This is a genomic window from Pedobacter faecalis (assembly GCF_030182585.1).
Taxonomy (GTDB): Bacteria; Bacteroidota; Bacteroidia; order Sphingobacteriales; family Sphingobacteriaceae; genus Pedobacter; species Pedobacter faecalis.
Map to the genome: position 1 here is coordinate 1 of NZ_JARXOW010000003.1, position 19,223 is coordinate 19,223.

The window sequence follows — 19,223 nt, forward strand, 5'->3', positions numbered from 1 at the left end:
TGGAAGCATGTGAGTCCGCCATCCGCCTTTTCCCAGAAAAAAGGCGGACTCATGGCTCACCCACACTACTCCCAAGGCGGACTTACCAGCCACTTGGTGCACACCAGGTAGCATCCAAGACAGATTTCGTGAAGCGCAATACGAATGTTAAATAATGTTAACCGCTTTGCAGTAGCCTGCCGTTTATATAGCTTAGCACCCTATATTTTTAATTGACGGTATCGTATTATTAGCTTATCTTTGCACAATGTTTAAAATTAAACACCTATTTATACTAATTTTCACCACTTTAGCCATTACTTTGGCCGGCTGTAAAAGCCAGTTTGAGAAAATCAGGGCAAGTAATGACGTAGGAAAAAAATACCAGGAAGCGCTCCGCCTATATAAAAAGAAGAGTTACTCCAAAGCACTGATCCTTTTTGAGGATCTGGCTCAAAAATACAGAGGCAGGGAGCAAGCAGAAGAATTGAATTATTATTACGCGCTGACGCTGTACAATCTTAAAGACTATACCACAGCAAGATATCAGTTTAAGCAGTTTGCAGATACGTATCCTGCCAGTCAGTATGCGGAAGAATGCAGATATATGGCAGCATATTGCTATTATCTGGAATCGCCAAGGCCCTCGCTGGATCAGGAAAACACTTACAAGGCCATAGATGCTTTACAGTTATTTATCAATTTCTATCCGAACAGCGCGCGCGTTGCAGACGCTACCAAGTACATAGGAATTTTACGGGGCAAGCTGGAAGACAAGGCATATGCAAATGCCAAGATGTATTACGAGCTTGGCGGCGTAGGGGTTAATGCTACTAACTATCGCGCCGCAGTTATCGCATTGCAAAATGCCCAGATTGACTTTCCTGACATTAAATATGCGGAGGAAATGGGTTTGCTTACTATTAAAGCCCAATATGCTTTTGCGCAAAACAGTATTGAGGAGCGCCAGGAAGAGCGTTTCAATGAGGCCATCACTTACGCTGACGAATTTGTAGAATCTTATCCTGAGAGCAAGTCGCTTGAAGAAGCTAAAAATTTAAAAAAGGATAGTGAGGCAGCTATTCTGAATGCCAGGAAAGTTCTGGCTGAGAGAAAAGCCAACTATGAAAGAATCAGGGCTGAAATGGCCGAAGACACTAAAAAAGATACTTTGAATTCAGTAAAAAACTCTTTAAAATAAGCACAATGAATAAAAATACTATACCCAATACTACGGTTACCAGAAATGTGAACGATCTGGACCAGCGCACTGAGAATATCTATGAATCGCTTGTGATTATCGCGAAAAGAGCTAATCAGATCTCTAATAACATGAAAGAAGAACTTCATGGCAAACTTGCCGAGTTCGCATCTTCTAACGATAACCTGGAAGAGATTTTTGAAAACCGGGAACAGATCGAGATCAGCAAGCATTATGAGCGTTTACCAAAACCTACTTTAATTGCTATCGACGAATTTTTGAACGGCAAGGTTTACCATAGAAATCCTGCTAAAGAGCAATAAATTTCGGCATAGGTTTAATATTGCATTACTGCATCACCAACCATGCTAAAAGACAAAAAAATTCTTCTCGGCGTTTGCGGCAGCATTGCAGCGTATAAGTCTGCTTCTTTAGTCAGACTGCTGGTTAAGGCTGGTGCAAACGTTAGGGTGGTGCTTACACAGGATGCATCAAACTTTATTACGCCGCTCACACTTGCTACGCTTTCTAAAAATCCTGTATACACTCAATATTTTGATTCCGAAACCGGTGTATGGAGCAACCATGTTGAGCTTGGCCTCTGGGCCGACTTCATGCTGATTGCGCCGCTGAGTGCCAATACGCTTGCAAAAATGGCTTCAGGCTTGTGCGATAATCTGCTTACAGCAGTATATCTTTCTGTGAAATGTCCTGTTGTTGTTGCCCCGGCTATGGACCTGGACATGTGGAAACACGAACAGACGCAGGCAAACATTCAAAAAATTATTTCTTTCGGCAATACCGTGATACAACCTGGAAGTGGTGAACTGGCAAGCGGATTACATGGTGAAGGCAGAATGGCAGAACCGGAAGACATTCTTGAGCAGCTTTCCAAATTGATCGGGTCTGGGCTCCCGCTTCTTGGCAGGAAAGTCATGGTTACTGCGGGACCAACCTATGAAGCGATTGATCCTGTAAGATTTATTGGCAACCATTCCTCAGGAAAAATGGGTATTGCAATTGCTGAAGAATTTGCACGCCTGGGCGCGGATGTGACATTGATTTGCGGGCCTACCGGCGAAAAAAGTGCGGATCCGGTGAAGCGCATTGATGTAACTAGTGCGGCAGAAATGCTTGATGCCTGCAAGAGCGTGTTTCCTGAAAGTGATATCACGGTAATGAGTGCCGCTGTGGCAGATTACAGGCCTGCGACGGTGGCTGATCAGAAGATCAAAAAAAAGGATAAAACGCTCCACCTGGATCTTGAGAAAACGGTGGATATACTAGCTACCCTTGGTGAGACAAAGCGCACCAATCAGGTTCTGGTAGGATTTGCACTGGAAACCGAGAACGAAGAAGCCTACGCCAAAGAGAAATTAGCCGCTAAGCATCTTGATCTTATTGTGCTTAACTCCTTAAACGATCAGGGTGCCGGATTCAGGTCGGACGCCAATAAAATCACCGTATTTGATAAGGCCCTCCGGAAAAAGGCTTTTGAATTGAAACCTAAGACGGAGGTCGCGAAAGACATCTGCATGGAGGTCTTAAAATTACTGACACCATGAAACTGTACGCCTCTGCCCTATTTTTGTTTTTGGTATTTTGTATCAATTTAAGCCAGGCGCAGGAATTAAATGCAAGGGTTCAGGTTTTGGCTCCTCAGGTAAGCAACATCGAAAAGCGGAATCTGGACATCATCCAGAACGTTGTAGCTAATTTCATGAATAACAATAAATGGAGCGACGAAACTTACCTGGCTCAGGAACGGATTGAGTGCGATTTCGTTATCACACTTACCGAGTGGGACGGAAGTTCTGGTTATAAGGCTGAAGCACAGATCCAGTCGAGCCGACCTGTATATGGCTCGTCGTACAACAGTGTTCTTTTGAATTTGAGCGACAAGGATTTCAGTTTCAACTATGCAGAGGGGCAACCTTTAGATCTTTCCAACGAGACCTTTACCTCCAATCTTAGTTCATTGCTTAGTTTCTACGCATATGTAATCGTCGGCCTGGATAAAGACAGTTTTTCCAGATTAGGCGGAACGCCTTACTACGGTAGGGCTGTTAAAATACTCAATCTGGCGCAGACAGCCGGCTACCCGGGCTGGAAAGCGGGCGACGGTCTGCGCAACAGGTTCTGGCTAAGCGACAACCTGACGAACCAGAATTTTGAGGCGCTCAGATCATTTATATATGACTATCATTTTGGGGGGCTCGACCAGTTGCACGAAAACCCTGCGCGTGGGGTGAAAAGGATCATAGGCATGCTTCCGGACTTGAAACAGATGGACAAGCAGCGACTAGGTTCACCGTTTCCTTCCTTCTATTTTACTTCTAAAGCTGACGAGCTGGTTAAGGTTTGTTCTATCCCGACCGGCGATCCTTCGGACCGGATCAAGGCCTATAATATCCTTGTGGATGTGGATCCGGCGAACATCAGCAAATATGACCTGCTTAAAGCAAACAATGATCAGGCAGGAAACCAGAGACTGAATTGATAAGTATTGCCGCTACGATGAATACGCAATGGCTAAAGTTTGCTAATTTAGCAGCGTATGCTACAAAGACTTTCTATTCGCAATTATGCATTGATCGACAGTGTGGAACTGGAGCCAGATGGCGGTCTGAATATTATAACAGGTGAAACCGGGGCAGGTAAGTCAATCATCCTCGGGGCGCTTTCACTGATATTGGGACAAAGGGCCGAAACGCGGTTCTTTTTCAATCAGGACCGGAAATGTATTATTGAAGGACACTTTCTTTTAAAGAACGAAGCACTGAAAGGGCTTTTTGACAGCAATGATATTGACTTTGGTACGGAGACGATTTTAAGGCGTGAGATTTCAACGGATGGCAAGTCGCGGGCTTTCATTAACGATACGCCGGTCAACCTCTCGCTCATGAAACAGGTAGGCGAGCAACTCATTGACATCCACTCGCAGCATGCAACGCTGGAGCTTAACGATCCTGAGTTTCAGTTGCTCGTGGTAGATACGCTGGCAGATCATCAAGGATTGCTTGACGACTACAGGGCTAAATTCAGGTTGTTCCAGAAAACGCAGCATAAATTAAAGTCGCTCCGTGAGCTGGCCATTGAAGCGAACAGTCGCCAGGACTACGAGCAATACCTGTTTAACGAATTGGATGCCGCGCGGCTTAGTAGCGGCGAACAAGAAGTCCTGGAACAGGAGCTGGAAACGCTGACGCATGCTGAGCAGATTAAGCATGCCCTGGTCGGCACCTATAATATCATCAGCGAGCAGGAAATCTCTGCTTTGCCTTTGCTGAAACAGGCGCTGAGTCAATTAAGCAGCGTTGAGCGGTTTAACACGCAGTATGCCGAGATGGCTGAACGCCTGCGTTCGAGCCTGATCGAGATCAAAGACATTTCTGATGAGGTGTTGTCGGCCGAGGAAAGCATCATCTTTGATCCTGCAAGGATCGAGGAGATTAACCTGAGGCTGAGCACCATTTATGCGCTGCAGCAGAAACACAAGGTCTCCTCTGTTGAAGCGCTGATAGCAATAAAACAAGACCTCTCCGACCGCCTCGAGGCGATATCTGCGGGCGACGATGAAATCACGCAAATTGAAGCTGAGCTGAAGGCGCTGGAGGAAGAGCTAAGGAAAATAGCCGGAACATTGGCTGACAACAGAGGCCGGTCGATAGCCAACGTAGAGGGCCAGCTGGCCGAAATACTGGTGAAGGTAGGCATGCCCAAAGCGAAAATAGTGATTGCGCACGAAATAGGAACGCAACTGCACAAGGACGGGCTTGATCATGTTAAGCTTATGTTTTCGGCGAACAACGGGCAAAACCCGGCGCCGATTGGAAAGGTTGCTTCAGGGGGGGAGTTGTCGAGGCTTATGCTTGCGATCAAGTCGGTACTCGCGCAACATACTTCTTTGCCTACCATGATCTTTGATGAGATTGACACTGGGATCTCCGGGGAAATCGCCATGCGGGTAGGCGATGTGATATCAGATCTTCAGAGAAATATGCAGGTTATTTGTATTACACATTTGCCCCAGATCGCTGCAAAAGGCCATAGTCATTATTTTGTGTACAAACAGGAGGACCAAGGCAAAACAAATACCGGGATCAGAAAGCTGGACTTTTCGGAGCGGGTATTGGCCATCGCTGAGATGCTAAGTGGTAAGGATCCTGGAGAGTCTGCCATCAGTCACGCTAAAGACTTGTTAGAAAACTAATTTAATTAGTATATTAGCTAAATATTTTAGCTAATGGAACTTTCTGATGACTATTATAAAGGCAGGGGTGCCCAGATCAATCCGGGTAACAAATTTGAGCGTAGCGCACATGAGAAGATACATGCGGAGGGCATAGATGATTGGGCTGAACCTGATCACAAAACCCGCTTTATTACGGGCGCTGCAAAGTCGATCGTGAACAAGGTTGACAGCCCAGATGTAGGGATGTCTTTTTCACTAAACCCCTATCAGGGCTGCGAACATGGTTGCATTTATTGTTACGCGCGAAACTCACACGAATACTGGGGCTATAGTCCGGGGCTCGATTTCGAACGCAAAATTATTGTGAAGACTGATGCGCCTGAGCTGTTCAAAAAGTTCCTTAACCGCAAGTCCTGGGATGGATCGGTTATTTCAATTTCGGGTAATACCGACTGTTATCAGCCGGCAGAAAAGAAGTTCAGGCTAACCCGGCAGTTGCTTGAGATCGCGCTTGAATATAAACAGCCCATTGGGATGATTACCAAGAATGCGCTTGTTCTGCGCGATCTTGATATTCTGCAGGAGATGGCGAAACTCAATCTTTGTATGGTCTACGTGTCGATCAACAGCCTGAATGAGTCGCTCAGGCAAAAGATGGAGCCTCGGACAACCACGGCAAGTCAGCGGCTCAAAGTTGTGCAGAAACTCTCGGAGGCAGGGATACCTGCGGGCGTAATGGTTGCACCGCTGATCCCCGGACTAAGCGATCATGAAATACCGGCGGTGTTAAAGGCCGTGGCCCAGGCGGGCGCCGTTGCAGCCGGCTATACGGTGGTACGTCTGAACGGTGCGATCGGCGGAATTTTTAAAGATTGGTTGCAGAAGAATTACCCAGACAGGTTTGATAAGGTATGGCATGCCATACAGTCGTGCCACAACGGCCAGGTGAACGACAGCCGCTTCGGTGAGCGCATGCGTGGAGAAGGGAACATCGCCCAGATGATCAGCGATAATTTTAGATTGCATTGCCGGTTAAACGGGCTCAATATACAGCAAGTTGAGCTGGATAGCAGCCGCTTTTGCGTGCCGAAAACCCAACTCAGCTTGTTTTAAATTGATGGTAAACCTACTTTTCAAGGAAGTTATCTACCTCACGATAAGCCTGAATGAGCCGGGTTTCACCTTCTTTTCCTTTGATGGAATTGCCGTGTTCCATGCCCATTATTCCTTTGTAGCCTTTGTTGTAAATATGCTTAAACAAGTTTTTGTAGTTAATCTCCCCTGTTGTAGGTTCGTTTCTTCCCGGGTTGTCTCCTATCTGTATGTAGGCAATTTCATCCCAGCATCTGTCGATATTCACGATGAGCTGTCCCTCGGTTTTCTGCATATGATAGATATCATATAGAATTTTACATGAAGGGCTGTTTACCGCCTTGCATACGGCGTAAGTTTCATGTGTTTGCTGAAGGAACAGCTCAGGCGTATCGCTCAGCGTTTCGAGTACCATGATCAGGCCATGTGGTTCAAAAATCTCCGCACCGGCGCGCATGGCATCTATAATGTTGGCAAATTGATTGCCCCAGGGCAAACGGCGCTCATAAAATCCGGGCACCACGGTAAGCCATTTTGCATTACAGCGCTTGGCCGCTTCTACCGAGCGCTTACAGGTTTCTACGAATTTATCTTTAAACTCCTTCTTCCCTGTACTCAGGGAAGTTTTCCAGTTATCGCCGCCGTCGACAACGAATACGCCCATACGCATGCCGAGCTTGGCAAGTAATTCGCCAATCTTGGTTTGCTCTTCTATGGACCGGTTCAGATAGCCGTTGTCCTCTATCGACCGGAATCCCTGATCGTGCATGAATCTGATCTGGTCGAGAAAGTCCTTCCCCGCATGATTTTGAAACATTCCCTGATGGGGCGCGTAATCGAGGTTAAAAGTCTTTCCGGCATATGCGTTTTGGGTGGCCGACTGATCCTTTGCAGCCGCATTCAGGACAGATCCTGTAGCTATTGCTCCGGTGGCAATGAATCCGTTCCTTAAAAATTCCTTTCTGTTCATACTTTAATATTGTTTGGTTTTCTCATTAATCAATAATCAACTTCCTGAACCCGGAAGTAAGTGTGTCTGCCACGCTTCCGTCGTCACGCTGGTAGATAAGATATGCTTCAAATTTTTGAGCGCGCGCCACAGCCAGAGCCTGTTGCACATCCATTGCCATTAAGGCATTGTCATATCCGTCGGCCGTCAGCGCATCTTTGGCGTAGACCGTAACGCTTATCATTTTGCTTCTTAACGGGTATCCTGTTTTTGGGTCGACCAGGTGACTTATGCGCTCGCCGCCTACATCAATATATTTCCGGTAATTGCCCGAGGTAGTCACAGCTCCGCTCTTTAGTCCCAAAATATGCCGGATACCAGGTTCCGGGCTTCCTGCTGATGCAGGCCCCTCTACCCCAACTTTGTACAATGAGCCGTCAGGCTTTCGACCATGAACACGAAGTTCACCGCCCAGCTCTACGACAAAGGAGCCGACTCCTTTCTTCAGAAAATGGCCAGCCAGTACGTCGACGGTATATCCCTGGGCTATGCCGTTCAGGTCGACCTCCACACAGGGCTTAAGTTTCTTTAAATAATTGCCCTGCAGTTTAAGTTTTTCCATCCCAACGCATGACAGCAAACTACTGATGGTCGCGCTGTCTGGTATCTTATTTATTTTGGCAGGGCCAAAACCCCACGCATTTACAAGAGGGGCAACCGTAGCATCGAATCGTCCGGCTGTTACTTTATTAATTTGCCAGGCCTTCAAAAGAACCTTCCTGAAATGGTCATCGATCTCACCACCTTCCTTTGCCTGATTAAACCGTGTAATTCTGGAATATGGCTTATAAAGAGACATGGACGAGTCTATTTGCATTAAGATCTCTTCAATATCATGCCGGGTAACCACACTGTCTTTTGCGTAGTACTTAATGGTATAGTCGGTACCTTGTGCAATACCAGAAATAGTAAACTGTCGCTGCTCATCCCTAAAAACAATGGGGATAAGAAGCGACAGCAGACATGTCAGGATCAGGTTCTTGAAGAAAAACACTGCACCCTAGATTACTTTAGTCTTCCCTGGCGTAGGTATCGGGTAAAAGCCTTGTGCATCCGGCAGGATTTTGGGATTTGCGTCCCAGGCTAGCTTATCAGGAAATAAGCTGTTCTCGGCCTGCAGGGCAGTATCCCACTTAATAATCTCGCCAGAATAGGTCGCATACCTTCCGATGATGGAGGAGAACGTACTTTTTGCGGTGCGTTCTGCGTCGGTAAATTTAAACTCACCTTTAGCTATGGCCTCAAATAATTCGTCGTGTTCGGTCTGATATGGGTTTTTATTGCCTTTCACATCGTGGTTATACAACTGCTTGCCGGCATAGTCTGATATAATGCCCTGGTTGCCCGCAGATAGGTACACCTTACCCTTGGTTCCTTGAAACGACTCATCGACACGGTTGGAAATACCTTCAAAGTGCCTGCACTGGCTATGGATTATCGTTCCGTCAGCGTAGGTCAGCTCGATAGAATGATTGTCATAGATCTCGCCGTATTCCTTCCCGGTGCGCCATGCCCTGCTGCCAGTACCTTGAACGGATACTGGATAGGCATTCTTAACCCAGTTGGCGATATCAATATTGTGTACATGCTGCTCTACGATATGGTCGCCACACAGCCAGTTGAAATAATACCAGTTTCTCATCTGATATTCCATCTCGGTCTGACCTGCCTGCCGAGGTTTTACCCATACACCACCACTGTTCCAGTATACCTGTCCGCCAGTGATGTCGCCAATTGCACCATCTTCGAGGCGCTTAATGGTCTCGCGATAATTGGTCTGATATCTCCGTTGCAGGCCAGTAACCACATTTAATTTCTTTTGCTTAGCAAGTTCAGCCGCAGCAAGCACCCTGCGGATACCTGGCGCATCAACCGCCACGGGCTTTTCCATGAACACATGTTTCCCTTGCTTTACGGCTTCTTCGAAATGCATTGGTCGGAAGCCCGGAGGTGTAGTTAAAAGCACAACATCTGCCAATGCGATGGCTTTCTTATAGCCATCAAAGCCTATAAATCTGCGTTCTTTTGGTACACTGATTTTATCCTTGAAGCGGTCGGCCAATGTACTATAACTCTTCTCGAGCCTGTCCTCGAACGCGTCGGCCATGGCGACAAGTTTTATATTATACTTTGTGCTCAGGGCTTGAAATGCGGCTCCTGTGCCTCTGTCGCCGCAGCCTATAAGCGCAATTTTAATGGTATCATCTACCGAGGAATGCCCAGGTGCAGCAAATGCAGCACCATTCAACATCATTCCACCGGCGAATAAGGCTGACGCTCTTAAAAAGTCGCGCCGCCCGTTCTGTGGTTCGTTTTTGTTCATTTTATTCAGGTTATATAAAGGTTTCAGGTATTCTAGTAATCGGAGATCGGCGCCTTGTTATAGTAGGCTTCAATCTCTTCTTTGGAAGGTGGTACCGCCGGACGCACCAGCCGGATGCCTACAAAAGGTGCTTCAGGGAACCACCAGTTGCTCTTTGGTATTTGCGGATCCAGTTGCTTCCAGGAAGGGTCCGATGCCATTCTTGCGGCCGATCGAAGCATAGAGGCTTCATCACTATAGGATCCGCCCCTTACCGCATGCGGATATAACTTCTCGGGAATGGCAACAGGGTTTTCTACCTGCTTCTGTGTGTAAAAATCTGGCAGGTACTGATCGTAGGTCCATTCTGCTACATTACCATATACGTCGTACAAACCCCAGGGATTCGGCTTTTTCTGACCAACAGGATGTGTTTTATTGTCACTGTTGCCCTTATACCATGCGTATTGATCGAGTGAAGCTGCATCGCTTCCAAAGAAGTATTCCGTAGATGCCCCAGCCCTACTGGCATATTCCCATTCCGCCTCCGTTGGCAGCCGATAGAAAACACCCGTTCTGGCATACAACCATTTGCAATACTGAATGGCATTATAATGTGTCATGGCCAGTGCCGGCTGACCAGCCTTACCCATTCCGAAAGTCATATCAAGATAGGGTTTAGTAGGCCGGGTTACGGCATCCACGTTCGCCGGAACAGGCGAGGTGCTGTGTGTCTTTTCGTAGTCTTTGTACAGAAAGGGTTCATAAATATCCCAGGTTACCTCATGGGTACCAATCCAAAAAGGCGATAGTTTGACCTTGTGAACCGGCGCTTCGTCAGCGTTACCGCTCTTGCTGCCCATCATAAACTCCCCGCCCGGAATTCCAGCCATGGTAAATGAGAGCTTCGTACCTGAAATTTCCTGAGTATAATCTTTTGGTTTCTGCTGAGCGTAACCCGATACACAGTTTGCAACAAGTATGGCGACGCTCAAGATTTTCTTTCGCATGTATGTTATATATAATGACCTAACCTAGTAAACCTTAAAAATAAGGTCAATTATCCGTAAATGCAAAGGCCCCTGTCATTTATTTGACAAGGGCCTTTGCATTACAATTATTGAGAAACTACTCTATGTTTCCTTCTTCTTTCTTGCGCTTTTTTGAAGGTGCCTTATTTTCAATAACGATTTTATCGGCTTCTGCATCATAATTGATCTCCAGAATATCGCCTTCGTTGATCTCTCCTTTGAGTATCTCTTCTGCAATCGGATCTTCCAGATATTTCTGTATCGCACGCTTAAGCGGTCTGGCTCCGAAGTTGGCATCAAACCCTTTCTCCGCTATGAATTCCTTAGCGTTGTCAGTCAGCTTGATCTCATAACCCAGATTGTGAACGCGGCCGAACAGTGACTTCAATTCAATATCAATGATTCGGAAGATATCTGACTTACCTAAAGAATTAAACACAACCACATCATCCACGCGGTTCAAAAACTCAGGAGCAAAAGCACGTTTCAAAGCGTTCTCTATAACGCCACGTGAGTGCGCATCAACCTGGTTGATCTTGGCCGAGGTTGAAAAGCCTACACCCTGACCGAAATCTTTCAACTGGCGGGCACCGATGTTAGAAGTCATAATGATTATGGTATTTCTAAAATCAACCTTACGTCCCAGACTATCGGTCAGCTGCCCTTCATCAAGCACCTGCAACAAAATGTTAAATACATCAGGGTGTGCTTTCTCGATCTCGTCGAGCAAGATTACGGCATACGGTTTCCTGCGTACTTTCTCAGTAAGCTGTCCGCCTTCTTCGTAGCCAACATATCCCGGAGGAGCTCCTACCAGACGAGAAACCGCAAATTTCTCCATGTATTCGCTCATGTCAATCTGAATCAGTGAATCATCGCTGTCAAACATGAAGCGGGCCAGCTCTTTGGCAAGCTCTGTCTTACCGACACCAGTCGGCCCGAGGAAGATGAACGATCCGATCGGCTTTTTTGGATCCTTAAGCCCTGCCCTGGTCCGCTGTATCGCACGGGTCAGTTTTTTAATGGCATCGTCCTGACCAATGATCTTCTCGCCAACAGTTTCGTACATATTCAACAACTTCATGCTGTCTGTTTGTCCGACCCTTTGAAGCGGGATACCGGTCATCATCGAAACCACTTCAGCAACATTATCTTCGCTTACAGTGTAACGTTTCGTTTTTGTCTCGCTTTCCCATTCCGCCTTCGCGCGATCAAGTTCTTCCAAAAGATTCTTTTCGGTATCCCTTAATTTAGCCGCCTCTTCGTACTTCTGGCTCTTAACGACCTTGTTCTTTTCGAGCTTTATCTCTTCTATCTTATTCTCTATATCAATGATGTTCTGAGGAACATGGATATTGGTAAGGTGAACTCTTGAACCAGCTTCATCCAGGGCATCTATAGCCTTATCCGGCAAAAATCTGTCCGTAATATATCTTGAGGTAAGAGCCACACAGGCGTTTATTGCTTCCTCTGTATAGGTAACGCCATGATGATCTTCATATTTCTCCTTGATCCGGTTCAGAATCTCGATGGTTTCATCCGGTGTTGCCGGCTCTATCATTACCTTTTGGAAACGGCGGTCTAGCGCCCCGTCTTTCTCAATATACTGGCGGTATTCATCCAGCGTAGTGGCACCTATACATTGTATTTCACCCCTTGCCAAAGCAGGTTTGAACATGTTTGATGCGTCGAGGGAACCTGAAGCACCACCGGCACCCACAATGGTGTGGATCTCATCAATAAACAAGATAACGTCGGTAGACTTTTCCAGCTCGTTCATCACAGCTTTCATCCTTTCCTCAAACTGGCCGCGGTACTTTGTACCTGCAACCAGAGATGCCAGATCGAGCGTAACCACGCGCTTGTTGAATAAAACGCGGGAAACTTTGCGCTTTACGATACGCAATGCCAGGCCTTCTGCAATGGCAGACTTACCTACACCGGGTTCGCCAATCAGGATAGGGTTGTTCTTCTTCCGTCTGGACAAAATCTGGGATACGCGTTCGATTTCTTTTTCACGCCCTACGATAGGATCCAGCCTTCCCTCCTCGGCAGCCTTTGTTAAATCCCGGCCAAAATTATCTAACACCGGGGTTTTAGATTTTATATCAGACACCTTTTTAGGCGCACTAAAACTGTCTTCCTCCCGGTAGTCGTCATCTCCGCCTGTAGATGCGCTGCTTTGCGGATCGTCTCTAAAGCCACCCTTGTTCATCTCAACCTCCTGTTTAAATATCTCGTAATTTATACTAAACTGAAGCAGTATCTGAGAGGCAATATTGTCATCGTCCCTCAGGATTGACAATAACAGATGCTCCGTTCCAATAAGATCACTCTTGAATATCTTAGCTTCCAGATAAGTAATCTTCAAAACTTTTTCTGCTTGTTTGGTCAGAGGAATATTACCCAGGTTTACTGTCACGCTCGAAGTACCCCTTACAGATTCCTCGATAGATCGCCGCAACTTTAGCGTATCAACGCCCAATGATTTTAATATCTTAATAGCCATACCATCGCCTTCGCGGATGAGGCCTAGTAAGAGATGCTCCGCACCGATATAATCGTGCCCCAACCGCAGCGCTTCTTCCCTGCTGAATGAGATAACATCCTTTACTTGTGGTGAAAATTTAGCTTCCATATATACCTTTCTAAAATGCGGAATGCCCTAAACTAAAAAATTTTGATTTATAAAAGCACCCCTGCTTTTTTTATTTTATCAACAATTACGCCAGTGCCTGTTATATGGATGCCCCGCCTGTCGTTATTTCATAAATGTTACCGACTTTTGACTAAGTTTCTTCATATTTGCAGGCCAACAAGCAACTATGTCAGACGAAAAAATAATCTTCTCCATGGCAGGGGTAAATAAGATTTACCCTCCCCAGAAACAAGTTCTGAAGAACATATACCTGTCCTTTTTCTACGGCGCCAAGATAGGCGTGATCGGTCTCAATGGATCAGGAAAATCCTCTCTTTTGAAGATCATTGCAGGAATTGATAAGTCGTACCAGGGGGAAGTTGTTTTTTCTCCAGGATATAGCGTAGGTTACCTGGCACAGGAGCCCGAACTCGACAATGAAAAGACCGTCCGCGAAGTAGTTGAGGAAGGCGTTGCCGAAATCACCGCAATCCTAAAGGAATACGAAGAAATCAACGAGCAGTTCGGCCTTCCGGAAATATACGAAGATGCTGATGCGATGGACAAGCTGATGGTGAGGCAGGGCGAACTCCAGGACAAGATCGATGCTGTAAACGCCTGGGAGCTAGACAACAAACTAGAACGTGCGATGGATGCGCTGCGCTGTCCGGACCCCGATACAAAAATAGCGGTACTCTCGGGAGGTGAACGCCGCCGTGTGGCCATGTGCCGTTTGTTACTTCAGGAACCGGATGTACTTTTACTTGACGAGCCTACCAACCACCTTGATGCTGAAAGTATCGACTGGCTTGAACAGTTCCTGAAAAATTACAAAGGAACCGTTATTGCCGTAACGCACGACAGATATTTCCTTGACAATGTTGCGGGATGGATCCTTGAACTGGATCGCGGAGAAGGTATTCCATGGAAAGGTAACTATTCGTCGTGGCTAGACCAAAAAGCTAAGCGTTTGGCCCAGGAGGAAAAGACAGAATCAAAACGTCAGAAAACATTAGAGCGGGAATTGGAATGGGTACGCATGGCGCCGAAAGCCCGGCATGCGAAATCAAAAGCCAGGCTGTCTAACTATGACAAACTGGCATCAGAAGATTCTAAAGACCGTGAAGAAAAACTGGAATTGTTCATTCCCGCCGGTCCGCGTCTGGGAAATGTAGTCATTGAAGCAAACGAGGTCACAAAAGCATACGGCGATAAAATACTATTTGAAAACCTGAGCTTCTCGCTTCCGCCTGCTGGAATCGTTGGTATAATCGGGCCTAACGGCGCCGGAAAGACCACACTTTTCCGCCTGATAACCGGACAGGAGACACCTGATTCGGGAACTTTTAGGGTGGGCGACACGGTTTCTCTTGGCTATGTGGATCAGATGCACAATGACCTTAACCCGGACAAAACCGTCTACGAAAATATCACCGATGGGCTGGACAACATCCAACTTGGAAACAAGGCTGTAAACGGCAGGGCCTATGTATCGAAATTTAATTTTAATGGCGGCGACCAGCAGAAAAAAGTCGGCATTCTATCCGGTGGCGAACGTAACCGCGTTCACCTGGCAATTACCTTAAAGAAAGGCGCCAATGTGTTGCTGCTTGACGAACCAACCAACGATATTGATGTGAATACATTAAGAGCATTGGAGGAGGCGCTGGAGAATTTCGGAGGCTGCGCTGTAGTCATCAGTCACGACCGCTGGTTCCTTGATCGTATCTGTACGCATATTCTGGCCTTTGAAGGCAATTCACAGGTTTACTTTTTTGAGGGCAACTACTCAGACTACGAGGAGAACAGGAAGAAGAGACTGGGTGATGCCACACCGCACCGTATTAAATACAAAAAGCTGGGTTAACCCAGCTTTTTGTATTTAATACCAATTGCTATTTATACTTCTCCTGCATCCGTACCAACAGGTCTTTGGTCTTTTGTATGCCTTCAGCTTCTGAATATTTAGAGCCCTCATATTCAATGCCGATAATACCGGACCACTTAGCCTCCCGGATGATCTTGAACATCCTGTCGTAGTCGATATTTGCTTCATTACCTGCTTCGTCAAAATCGTAGGTTTTAGCGCTTAGGCCTTTAGCATAGGGCAAAAGTTCTTTCACACCCTGATACTTATCATAGGTCTTTTCTGCACTGATCCGAAAGTTACCAAAATCAGGAAGAGTTCCGCAATAGGTATTATTTACCTGCTTCATTACATCCGCCAGCCATTGCCCGTCAGACGAATATCCTCCATGATTCTCAACGATGATGTTGATCTTACTCTTTTTGCCATATTCGGAGAGCCTTCCCAGACCGTCGACCGCCGCTTTCTTCACATCTTCGGCACTGCCCCTTCCGGCCGCATTTACGCGGATGGTTTTACATCCCAATACTTTCGCTGCGTCGACCCACTTATAGTGATTCTCCACCGCCTTAATCCGGGCCTCCTGGTTTAGGTCGCCAAGATCTCCCTCGCCGTCTACCATAATCAAATGGTTTTTTACACCCTCGCCTTTGGTAATGCTGAGCAATTCCTTAAGATATGCAGAATCTCTTTCCTTTTTGTTGAAAAAAGGGCTCACATACTCCACGATGTCGATACCAAAATCCTTTTTAGCTCTTACCGGAAATTCGAGATTTGTCATTTTACCGCCGAACAATGCATTATGAAACGACCACTCTGCAAGGGATATCTGAAAAAAAGGTGCTTTAACAGAAGCAAAGAGGTCGACCGGCAGCATGGTAGATAAACCGGTGGCCGCGGCAAACAAGCCGGCACTTTTAATGAATGACCTTCTATCTGTTGATTTCATAATATTTAATAATTAGGTTACTAGTTCGTTATAGAGAATGCGCTTCAAAGCTTCCTTCCAGCTCGGCCTGGTAGTTCAGCAAATCACGTTTTCGTTCCTCGCATAATACCTCATCCGGTTCTGTGGCTTCGGCAGCACATTTATACGCCCGGTATTTTTCCTTCAACGTGTCAAGCTCAAACCGCCGGGCAGCAATAAAATGGAAGTAACGAAAGGCATCCAGATCCAGCTGAACCAACTTTCCTTCCAGTATCTTCAAACTTTTTTCAGCGCAACGCAGTGTATCCCCCGCTTCTGTACCCGACTCAGCTTCATTCCGCATACACAAAACTTGCTGTCCCAAAACCCGGGCCTCAGCTATCAAGTTTATCGCCTCATCCGTAAAAATCTCTTCCGGTCCGCAAGCCGGAATCTGTATTGGCTTGCTGTAGACATCCTCCAGATCTTTAATAAACGGCTCTCTCAAATCGAAATAACCATTATAAAGTGCAGGGTATTCACTATTTACTTTGTTCATTTGGTCGGCGGCTAGTATACAAATAAACGCATTTCTGTTTGATTCCTAAAACTATATAATTAAGAATTTTGTTGTTCAGACATATATAAACACTATCAAAAGCAATCAGTATGAAAGCACACGAGAACCGTTTTAAACTACTGGCCGGCAACTTTTCCATAGAAAAACAGCATTATGCAAATATCGGTTTAGACGAAAGGCTTTTGTCTATGTTCCTTGGAGGCGTGCTCATGGGACGTGGGTTGAAAAAGCCACATAAGCTACCGTTTCTGGCAGGCATCTACCTGGCCTATCGTGGTTCTACCGGAAAATGCGCTATCTATGAAAAGCTTGGCATTGATAGCAGACACCCAAAAGCTATTAATATAAGGGGAGAATTTGACATAGATAAACCCGCAGCAGAAGTATACGCTTACTGGCGTAACCTCGAGAATCTGCCAGGAAGCCTGAAACACCTCCTGGACGTAAAGGTGATCGACAACAAACTTTCTCACTGGAAGTCTAATATATTAGGAAACATGTTCCCGATTGATTGGAATGCGCAGATCGTAAAAGATGAGCCAGGGCGACTGATTGGCTGGCGATCCCTCCCTGGTTCATCTATACATCATGTAGGCCGGGTGACTTTTACCGAAACCGCAGATGGTCTGGGCACAAAGCTCCATATCATCCTTTCCTACCATCCGCCGATTGGCGGCATTGGTGCAGGCATCGCAAAACTGTTAAATCCAGTTTTTGAGAACCTCCTGGTTAAGGAAATAAAAAGCTTTAAGCACAATATTGAGGAAGCCGTGCCCTTTTAAGCTGCGCTCATAAAAGCCAGGGCTGAAATAAAGGCGATGAGATAAAAGGCCAGTACAACGATGGTGAGTATTCCCCAGAATTTAAAAAAGCTCTTCATCGTAGCCATCGCGACCTCCAGTTTTGGCTGATCACCAAACAGCACCGCCTGCTTCGCCGCATTAGCATACTTAAAAAGCATGAAACTCGGATAGAAATAGATCAGCGCAATGATCATGAACATCACCGTTAGCCCAGAAGCACCCATAGCTGCATATGGGTTACTTTCTCCTGCCACACTATTCATGCTTGCCAGAAATGCGCCCGGACTAAAGGCCAGCAACACAATAAATACAGTGATCACGAACCCGATTATCGATAAAAATTTCGCCCATTTTGCAGTCTCATACAGATAGCTCCGAATATCCTCTGATATCATTAAAGGCTGCTCTTCCAGATTTTCCATAGTTATTACTCGTCTCTTTTAGGTTGCCTAAACTTAAAGATTATTTTTAAAAAAATGATACCTTTGCCGCTCAAATCAAAGAATAAAACACTCGATGGCATTACAATGTGGTATAGTGGGTTTACCAAATGTTGGAAAATCAACTTTATTTAACTGTTTATCAAACGCAAAGGCTCAGGCAGCGAATTTCCCGTTCTGTACTATAGAACCCAATGTGGGCGTGATATCGGTACCGGATGATCGATTAACAAAGCTGGCCGAACTGGTAAAGCCAAACCGTATTGTACCAAACACCATCGAGATCGTAGATATTGCCGGATTGGTAAAGGGTGCTTCCAAAGGGGAAGGGCTTGGAAACCAGTTCCTGGGGAATATCCGGGCAACGAATGCGATTATCCATGTACTTCGCTGTTTCGATGACGGCAACGTAATCCATGTTGACGGGTCAGTTGACCCTATCCGCGACAAAGAAATCATTGACACAGAACTGCAGCTTAAGGACCTTGACACTGTTACAAAGCGCATCCAGAAAGTTGAAAAACTAGCCAAAAACGATAAGGACGCGAAGAAAACGTTTGATGTGCTTAGCGTTGTAAAAACCCATATTGAGAGCGGTAAATCTGTGCGCTCAGCTCCGCTCACCGCAGAGGATTTTGATCATATACAGGATTTAGGCTTGCTGACGCAGAAACCGGTGATGTATGTATGTAATGTTGATGAGGCTTCAGTAGTGAGCGGCAACAATTATGTAGAGCGGGTAAAGGAAGCGGTTAAAGACGAGCACGCCGAAGTATTGGTGATTTCAGCCAAAATAGAGTCTGAAATAGCAGAGCTTGAAAGTTACGAAGAACGCCAGGAATTTCTGGCCGACCTTGGATTAGACGAGTCTGGCGTGAATAAACTGATCCGGGCAGCATACAGGCTTCTTGACTTATACACTTATTTTACAGCCGGGGTACAGGAGGTTCGGGCCTGGACAATCACTAAAGGTTTCACCGCACCGCAGGCTGCCGGTGTTATCCATACCGACTTCGAGAAAGGGTTTATTCGCGCTGAGGTCATCAAGTATCAGGATTTTGTAACGCTGGGATCTGAGAACGCCTGCAAAGAGGCTGGTAAGCTAGGTGTGGAAGGTAAATCTTACGTGGTAGAGGACGGCGATATCATGCATTTCCGCTTCAACGTATAAAGCGCCGG

17 protein-coding genes are annotated in these 19,223 nt (G+C 46.2%); 9 read left to right on the forward strand and 8 right to left on the reverse strand.

All coding sequences use genetic code 11. The annotated features are described in order from the left end of the window. Positions 1-247 precede the first annotated feature (247 nt). From QEP07_RS15610 to QEP07_RS15635, 6 genes are read left to right on the forward strand one after another with little or no spacing between them, the layout of a single operon-like run. Complete coding sequence (locus tag QEP07_RS15610) at positions 248-1,180, forward strand: outer membrane protein assembly factor BamD (RefSeq protein ID WP_285011155.1); 933 nt, start codon at positions 248-250, stop codon at positions 1,178-1,180. A gap of 5 nt (positions 1,181-1,185) precedes the next feature. Further along, on the forward strand, positions 1,186-1,503 hold the full coding sequence (locus QEP07_RS15615) for a DNA-directed RNA polymerase subunit omega (RefSeq protein WP_437126695.1): 318 nt from the start codon (positions 1,186-1,188) through the stop codon (positions 1,501-1,503). Positions 1,504-1,545: 42 nt separating this feature from the next. Beyond that, positions 1,546-2,745, forward strand: a complete 1,200-nt coding sequence (gene coaBC, locus QEP07_RS15620; RefSeq protein ID WP_285011157.1) for a bifunctional phosphopantothenoylcysteine decarboxylase/phosphopantothenate--cysteine ligase CoaBC — start codon at positions 1,546-1,548, stop codon at positions 2,743-2,745. Next, positions 2,742-3,680: a type IX secretion system protein PorD gene (porD, locus tag QEP07_RS15625; RefSeq protein WP_285011158.1), complete on the forward strand. Its 939-nt coding sequence runs from the start codon at positions 2,742-2,744 to the stop codon at positions 3,678-3,680. Before coaBC ends, porD begins: the two co-directional genes overlap by 4 nt. A gap of 57 nt (positions 3,681-3,737) precedes the next feature. Then, positions 3,738-5,393: a DNA repair protein RecN gene (recN, locus tag QEP07_RS15630; RefSeq protein ID WP_285011160.1), complete on the forward strand. Its 1,656-nt coding sequence runs from the start codon at positions 3,738-3,740 to the stop codon at positions 5,391-5,393. A gap of 33 nt (positions 5,394-5,426) precedes the next feature. Then, entirely contained in the window at positions 5,427-6,488 is a 1,062-nt protein-coding gene (locus QEP07_RS15635) for a PA0069 family radical SAM protein (RefSeq protein ID WP_285011162.1), read from the forward strand. A gap of 13 nt (positions 6,489-6,501) precedes the next feature. Here QEP07_RS15635 and QEP07_RS15640 read toward each other — a convergent pair whose 3' ends face one another. From QEP07_RS15640 to QEP07_RS15660, 5 genes are all read right to left on the reverse strand, one after another. Continuing rightward, positions 6,502-7,437 carry a hydroxypyruvate isomerase family protein gene (locus QEP07_RS15640; RefSeq protein WP_285011163.1) on the reverse strand — a complete coding sequence of 312 codons (936 nt, stop codon included), beginning with the start codon at positions 7,435-7,437 and terminating at the stop codon, positions 6,502-6,504. Positions 7,438-7,462: 25 nt separating this feature from the next. Beyond that, positions 7,463-8,470, reverse strand: a complete 1,008-nt coding sequence (locus QEP07_RS15645; RefSeq protein WP_285011164.1) for an FAD:protein FMN transferase — start codon at positions 8,468-8,470, stop codon at positions 7,463-7,465. A 6-nt stretch (positions 8,471-8,476) separates the two neighbouring features. Beyond that, positions 8,477-9,799, reverse strand: a complete 1,323-nt coding sequence (locus tag QEP07_RS15650) for a Gfo/Idh/MocA family protein (RefSeq protein ID WP_285011165.1) — start codon at positions 9,797-9,799, stop codon at positions 8,477-8,479. 32 nt (positions 9,800-9,831) lie between these two features. Further along, positions 9,832-10,788 (reverse strand): formylglycine-generating enzyme family protein, encoded by a 957-nt coding sequence (locus QEP07_RS15655; protein ID WP_285011168.1) that lies wholly within the window; start codon positions 10,786-10,788, stop codon positions 9,832-9,834. 118 nt (positions 10,789-10,906) lie between these two features. Beyond that, positions 10,907-13,447: an ATP-dependent Clp protease ATP-binding subunit gene (locus QEP07_RS15660; protein WP_285011169.1), complete on the reverse strand. Its 2,541-nt coding sequence runs from the start codon at positions 13,445-13,447 to the stop codon at positions 10,907-10,909. A 187-nt stretch (positions 13,448-13,634) separates the two neighbouring features. On the opposite strand from QEP07_RS15660, the gene ettA reads away from it, so the two are divergent. Then, entirely contained in the window at positions 13,635-15,314 is a 1,680-nt protein-coding gene (gene ettA, locus QEP07_RS15665; RefSeq protein ID WP_285011172.1) for an energy-dependent translational throttle protein EttA, read from the forward strand. A 28-nt stretch (positions 15,315-15,342) separates the two neighbouring features. Here the strand turns inward: ettA and QEP07_RS15670 are convergent, their stop codons facing one another. Together QEP07_RS15670 and QEP07_RS15675 are read right to left on the reverse strand one after the other, a co-directional pair. Next, positions 15,343-16,263 carry a sugar phosphate isomerase/epimerase family protein gene (locus QEP07_RS15670; protein WP_285011174.1) on the reverse strand — a complete coding sequence of 307 codons (921 nt, stop codon included), beginning with the start codon at positions 16,261-16,263 and terminating at the stop codon, positions 15,343-15,345. A 28-nt stretch (positions 16,264-16,291) separates the two neighbouring features. Then, positions 16,292-16,780, reverse strand: coding sequence for a hypothetical protein (locus tag QEP07_RS15675; protein WP_285011175.1), 489 nt, complete (start codon positions 16,778-16,780; stop codon positions 16,292-16,294). A gap of 110 nt (positions 16,781-16,890) precedes the next feature. Between QEP07_RS15675 and QEP07_RS15680 the strand changes: the two genes are divergently transcribed. After that, positions 16,891-17,583, forward strand: a complete 693-nt coding sequence (locus tag QEP07_RS15680; RefSeq protein ID WP_285011177.1) for an SRPBCC family protein — start codon at positions 16,891-16,893, stop codon at positions 17,581-17,583. On the opposite strand, the gene QEP07_RS15685 is transcribed toward QEP07_RS15680, so the two are convergent. Then, positions 17,580-18,026: a DUF5362 family protein gene (locus QEP07_RS15685; RefSeq protein WP_256007534.1), complete on the reverse strand. Its 447-nt coding sequence runs from the start codon at positions 18,024-18,026 to the stop codon at positions 17,580-17,582. The genes QEP07_RS15680 and QEP07_RS15685 overlap by 4 nt on opposite strands. A 94-nt stretch (positions 18,027-18,120) precedes the next feature. Here QEP07_RS15685 and ychF point away from each other — a divergent pair, with 94 nt between their 5' ends. Next, positions 18,121-19,215, forward strand: coding sequence for a redox-regulated ATPase YchF (ychF, locus tag QEP07_RS15690; protein ID WP_256007535.1), 1,095 nt, complete (start codon positions 18,121-18,123; stop codon positions 19,213-19,215). The last annotated feature ends 8 nt before the right edge of the window (positions 19,216-19,223 follow it).

Excerpts from the sequence above, each read along its gene's own strand:
- QEP07_RS15660 (WP_285011169.1), bottom strand. The coding sequence starts at position 13,447 with ATGGAAGCTAAATTTTCACCACAAGTAAAGGATGTTATCTCATTCAGC.
- QEP07_RS15655 (WP_285011168.1), bottom strand. The coding sequence starts at position 10,788 with ATGCGAAAGAAAATCTTGAGCGTCGCCATACTTGTTGCAAACTGTGTA.
- ychF (WP_256007535.1), top strand. The coding sequence starts at position 18,121 with ATGGCATTACAATGTGGTATAGTGGGTTTACCAAATGTTGGAAAATCA.
- QEP07_RS15615 (WP_437126695.1), top strand. The coding sequence starts at position 1,186 with ATGAATAAAAATACTATACCCAATACTACGGTTACCAGAAATGTGAAC.
- ettA (WP_285011172.1), top strand. The coding sequence starts at position 13,635 with ATGTCAGACGAAAAAATAATCTTCTCCATGGCAGGGGTAAATAAGATT.
- QEP07_RS15640 (WP_285011163.1), bottom strand. The coding sequence starts at position 7,437 with ATGAACAGAAAGGAATTTTTAAGGAACGGATTCATTGCCACCGGAGCA.
- QEP07_RS15685 (WP_256007534.1), bottom strand. The coding sequence starts at position 18,026 with ATGGAAAATCTGGAAGAGCAGCCTTTAATGATATCAGAGGATATTCGG.
- QEP07_RS15650 (WP_285011165.1), bottom strand. The coding sequence starts at position 9,799 with ATGAACAAAAACGAACCACAGAACGGGCGGCGCGACTTTTTAAGAGCG.
- QEP07_RS15675 (WP_285011175.1), bottom strand. The coding sequence starts at position 16,780 with ATGAACAAAGTAAATAGTGAATACCCTGCACTTTATAATGGTTATTTC.
- QEP07_RS15680 (WP_285011177.1), top strand. The coding sequence starts at position 16,891 with ATGAAAGCACACGAGAACCGTTTTAAACTACTGGCCGGCAACTTTTCC.
- recN (WP_285011160.1), top strand. The coding sequence starts at position 3,738 with ATGCTACAAAGACTTTCTATTCGCAATTATGCATTGATCGACAGTGTG.
- coaBC (WP_285011157.1), top strand. The coding sequence starts at position 1,546 with ATGCTAAAAGACAAAAAAATTCTTCTCGGCGTTTGCGGCAGCATTGCA.
- QEP07_RS15670 (WP_285011174.1), bottom strand. The coding sequence starts at position 16,263 with ATGAAATCAACAGATAGAAGGTCATTCATTAAAAGTGCCGGCTTGTTT.
- QEP07_RS15635 (WP_285011162.1), top strand. The coding sequence starts at position 5,427 with ATGGAACTTTCTGATGACTATTATAAAGGCAGGGGTGCCCAGATCAAT.
- porD (WP_285011158.1), top strand. The coding sequence starts at position 2,742 with ATGAAACTGTACGCCTCTGCCCTATTTTTGTTTTTGGTATTTTGTATC.
- QEP07_RS15610 (WP_285011155.1), top strand. The coding sequence starts at position 248 with ATGTTTAAAATTAAACACCTATTTATACTAATTTTCACCACTTTAGCC.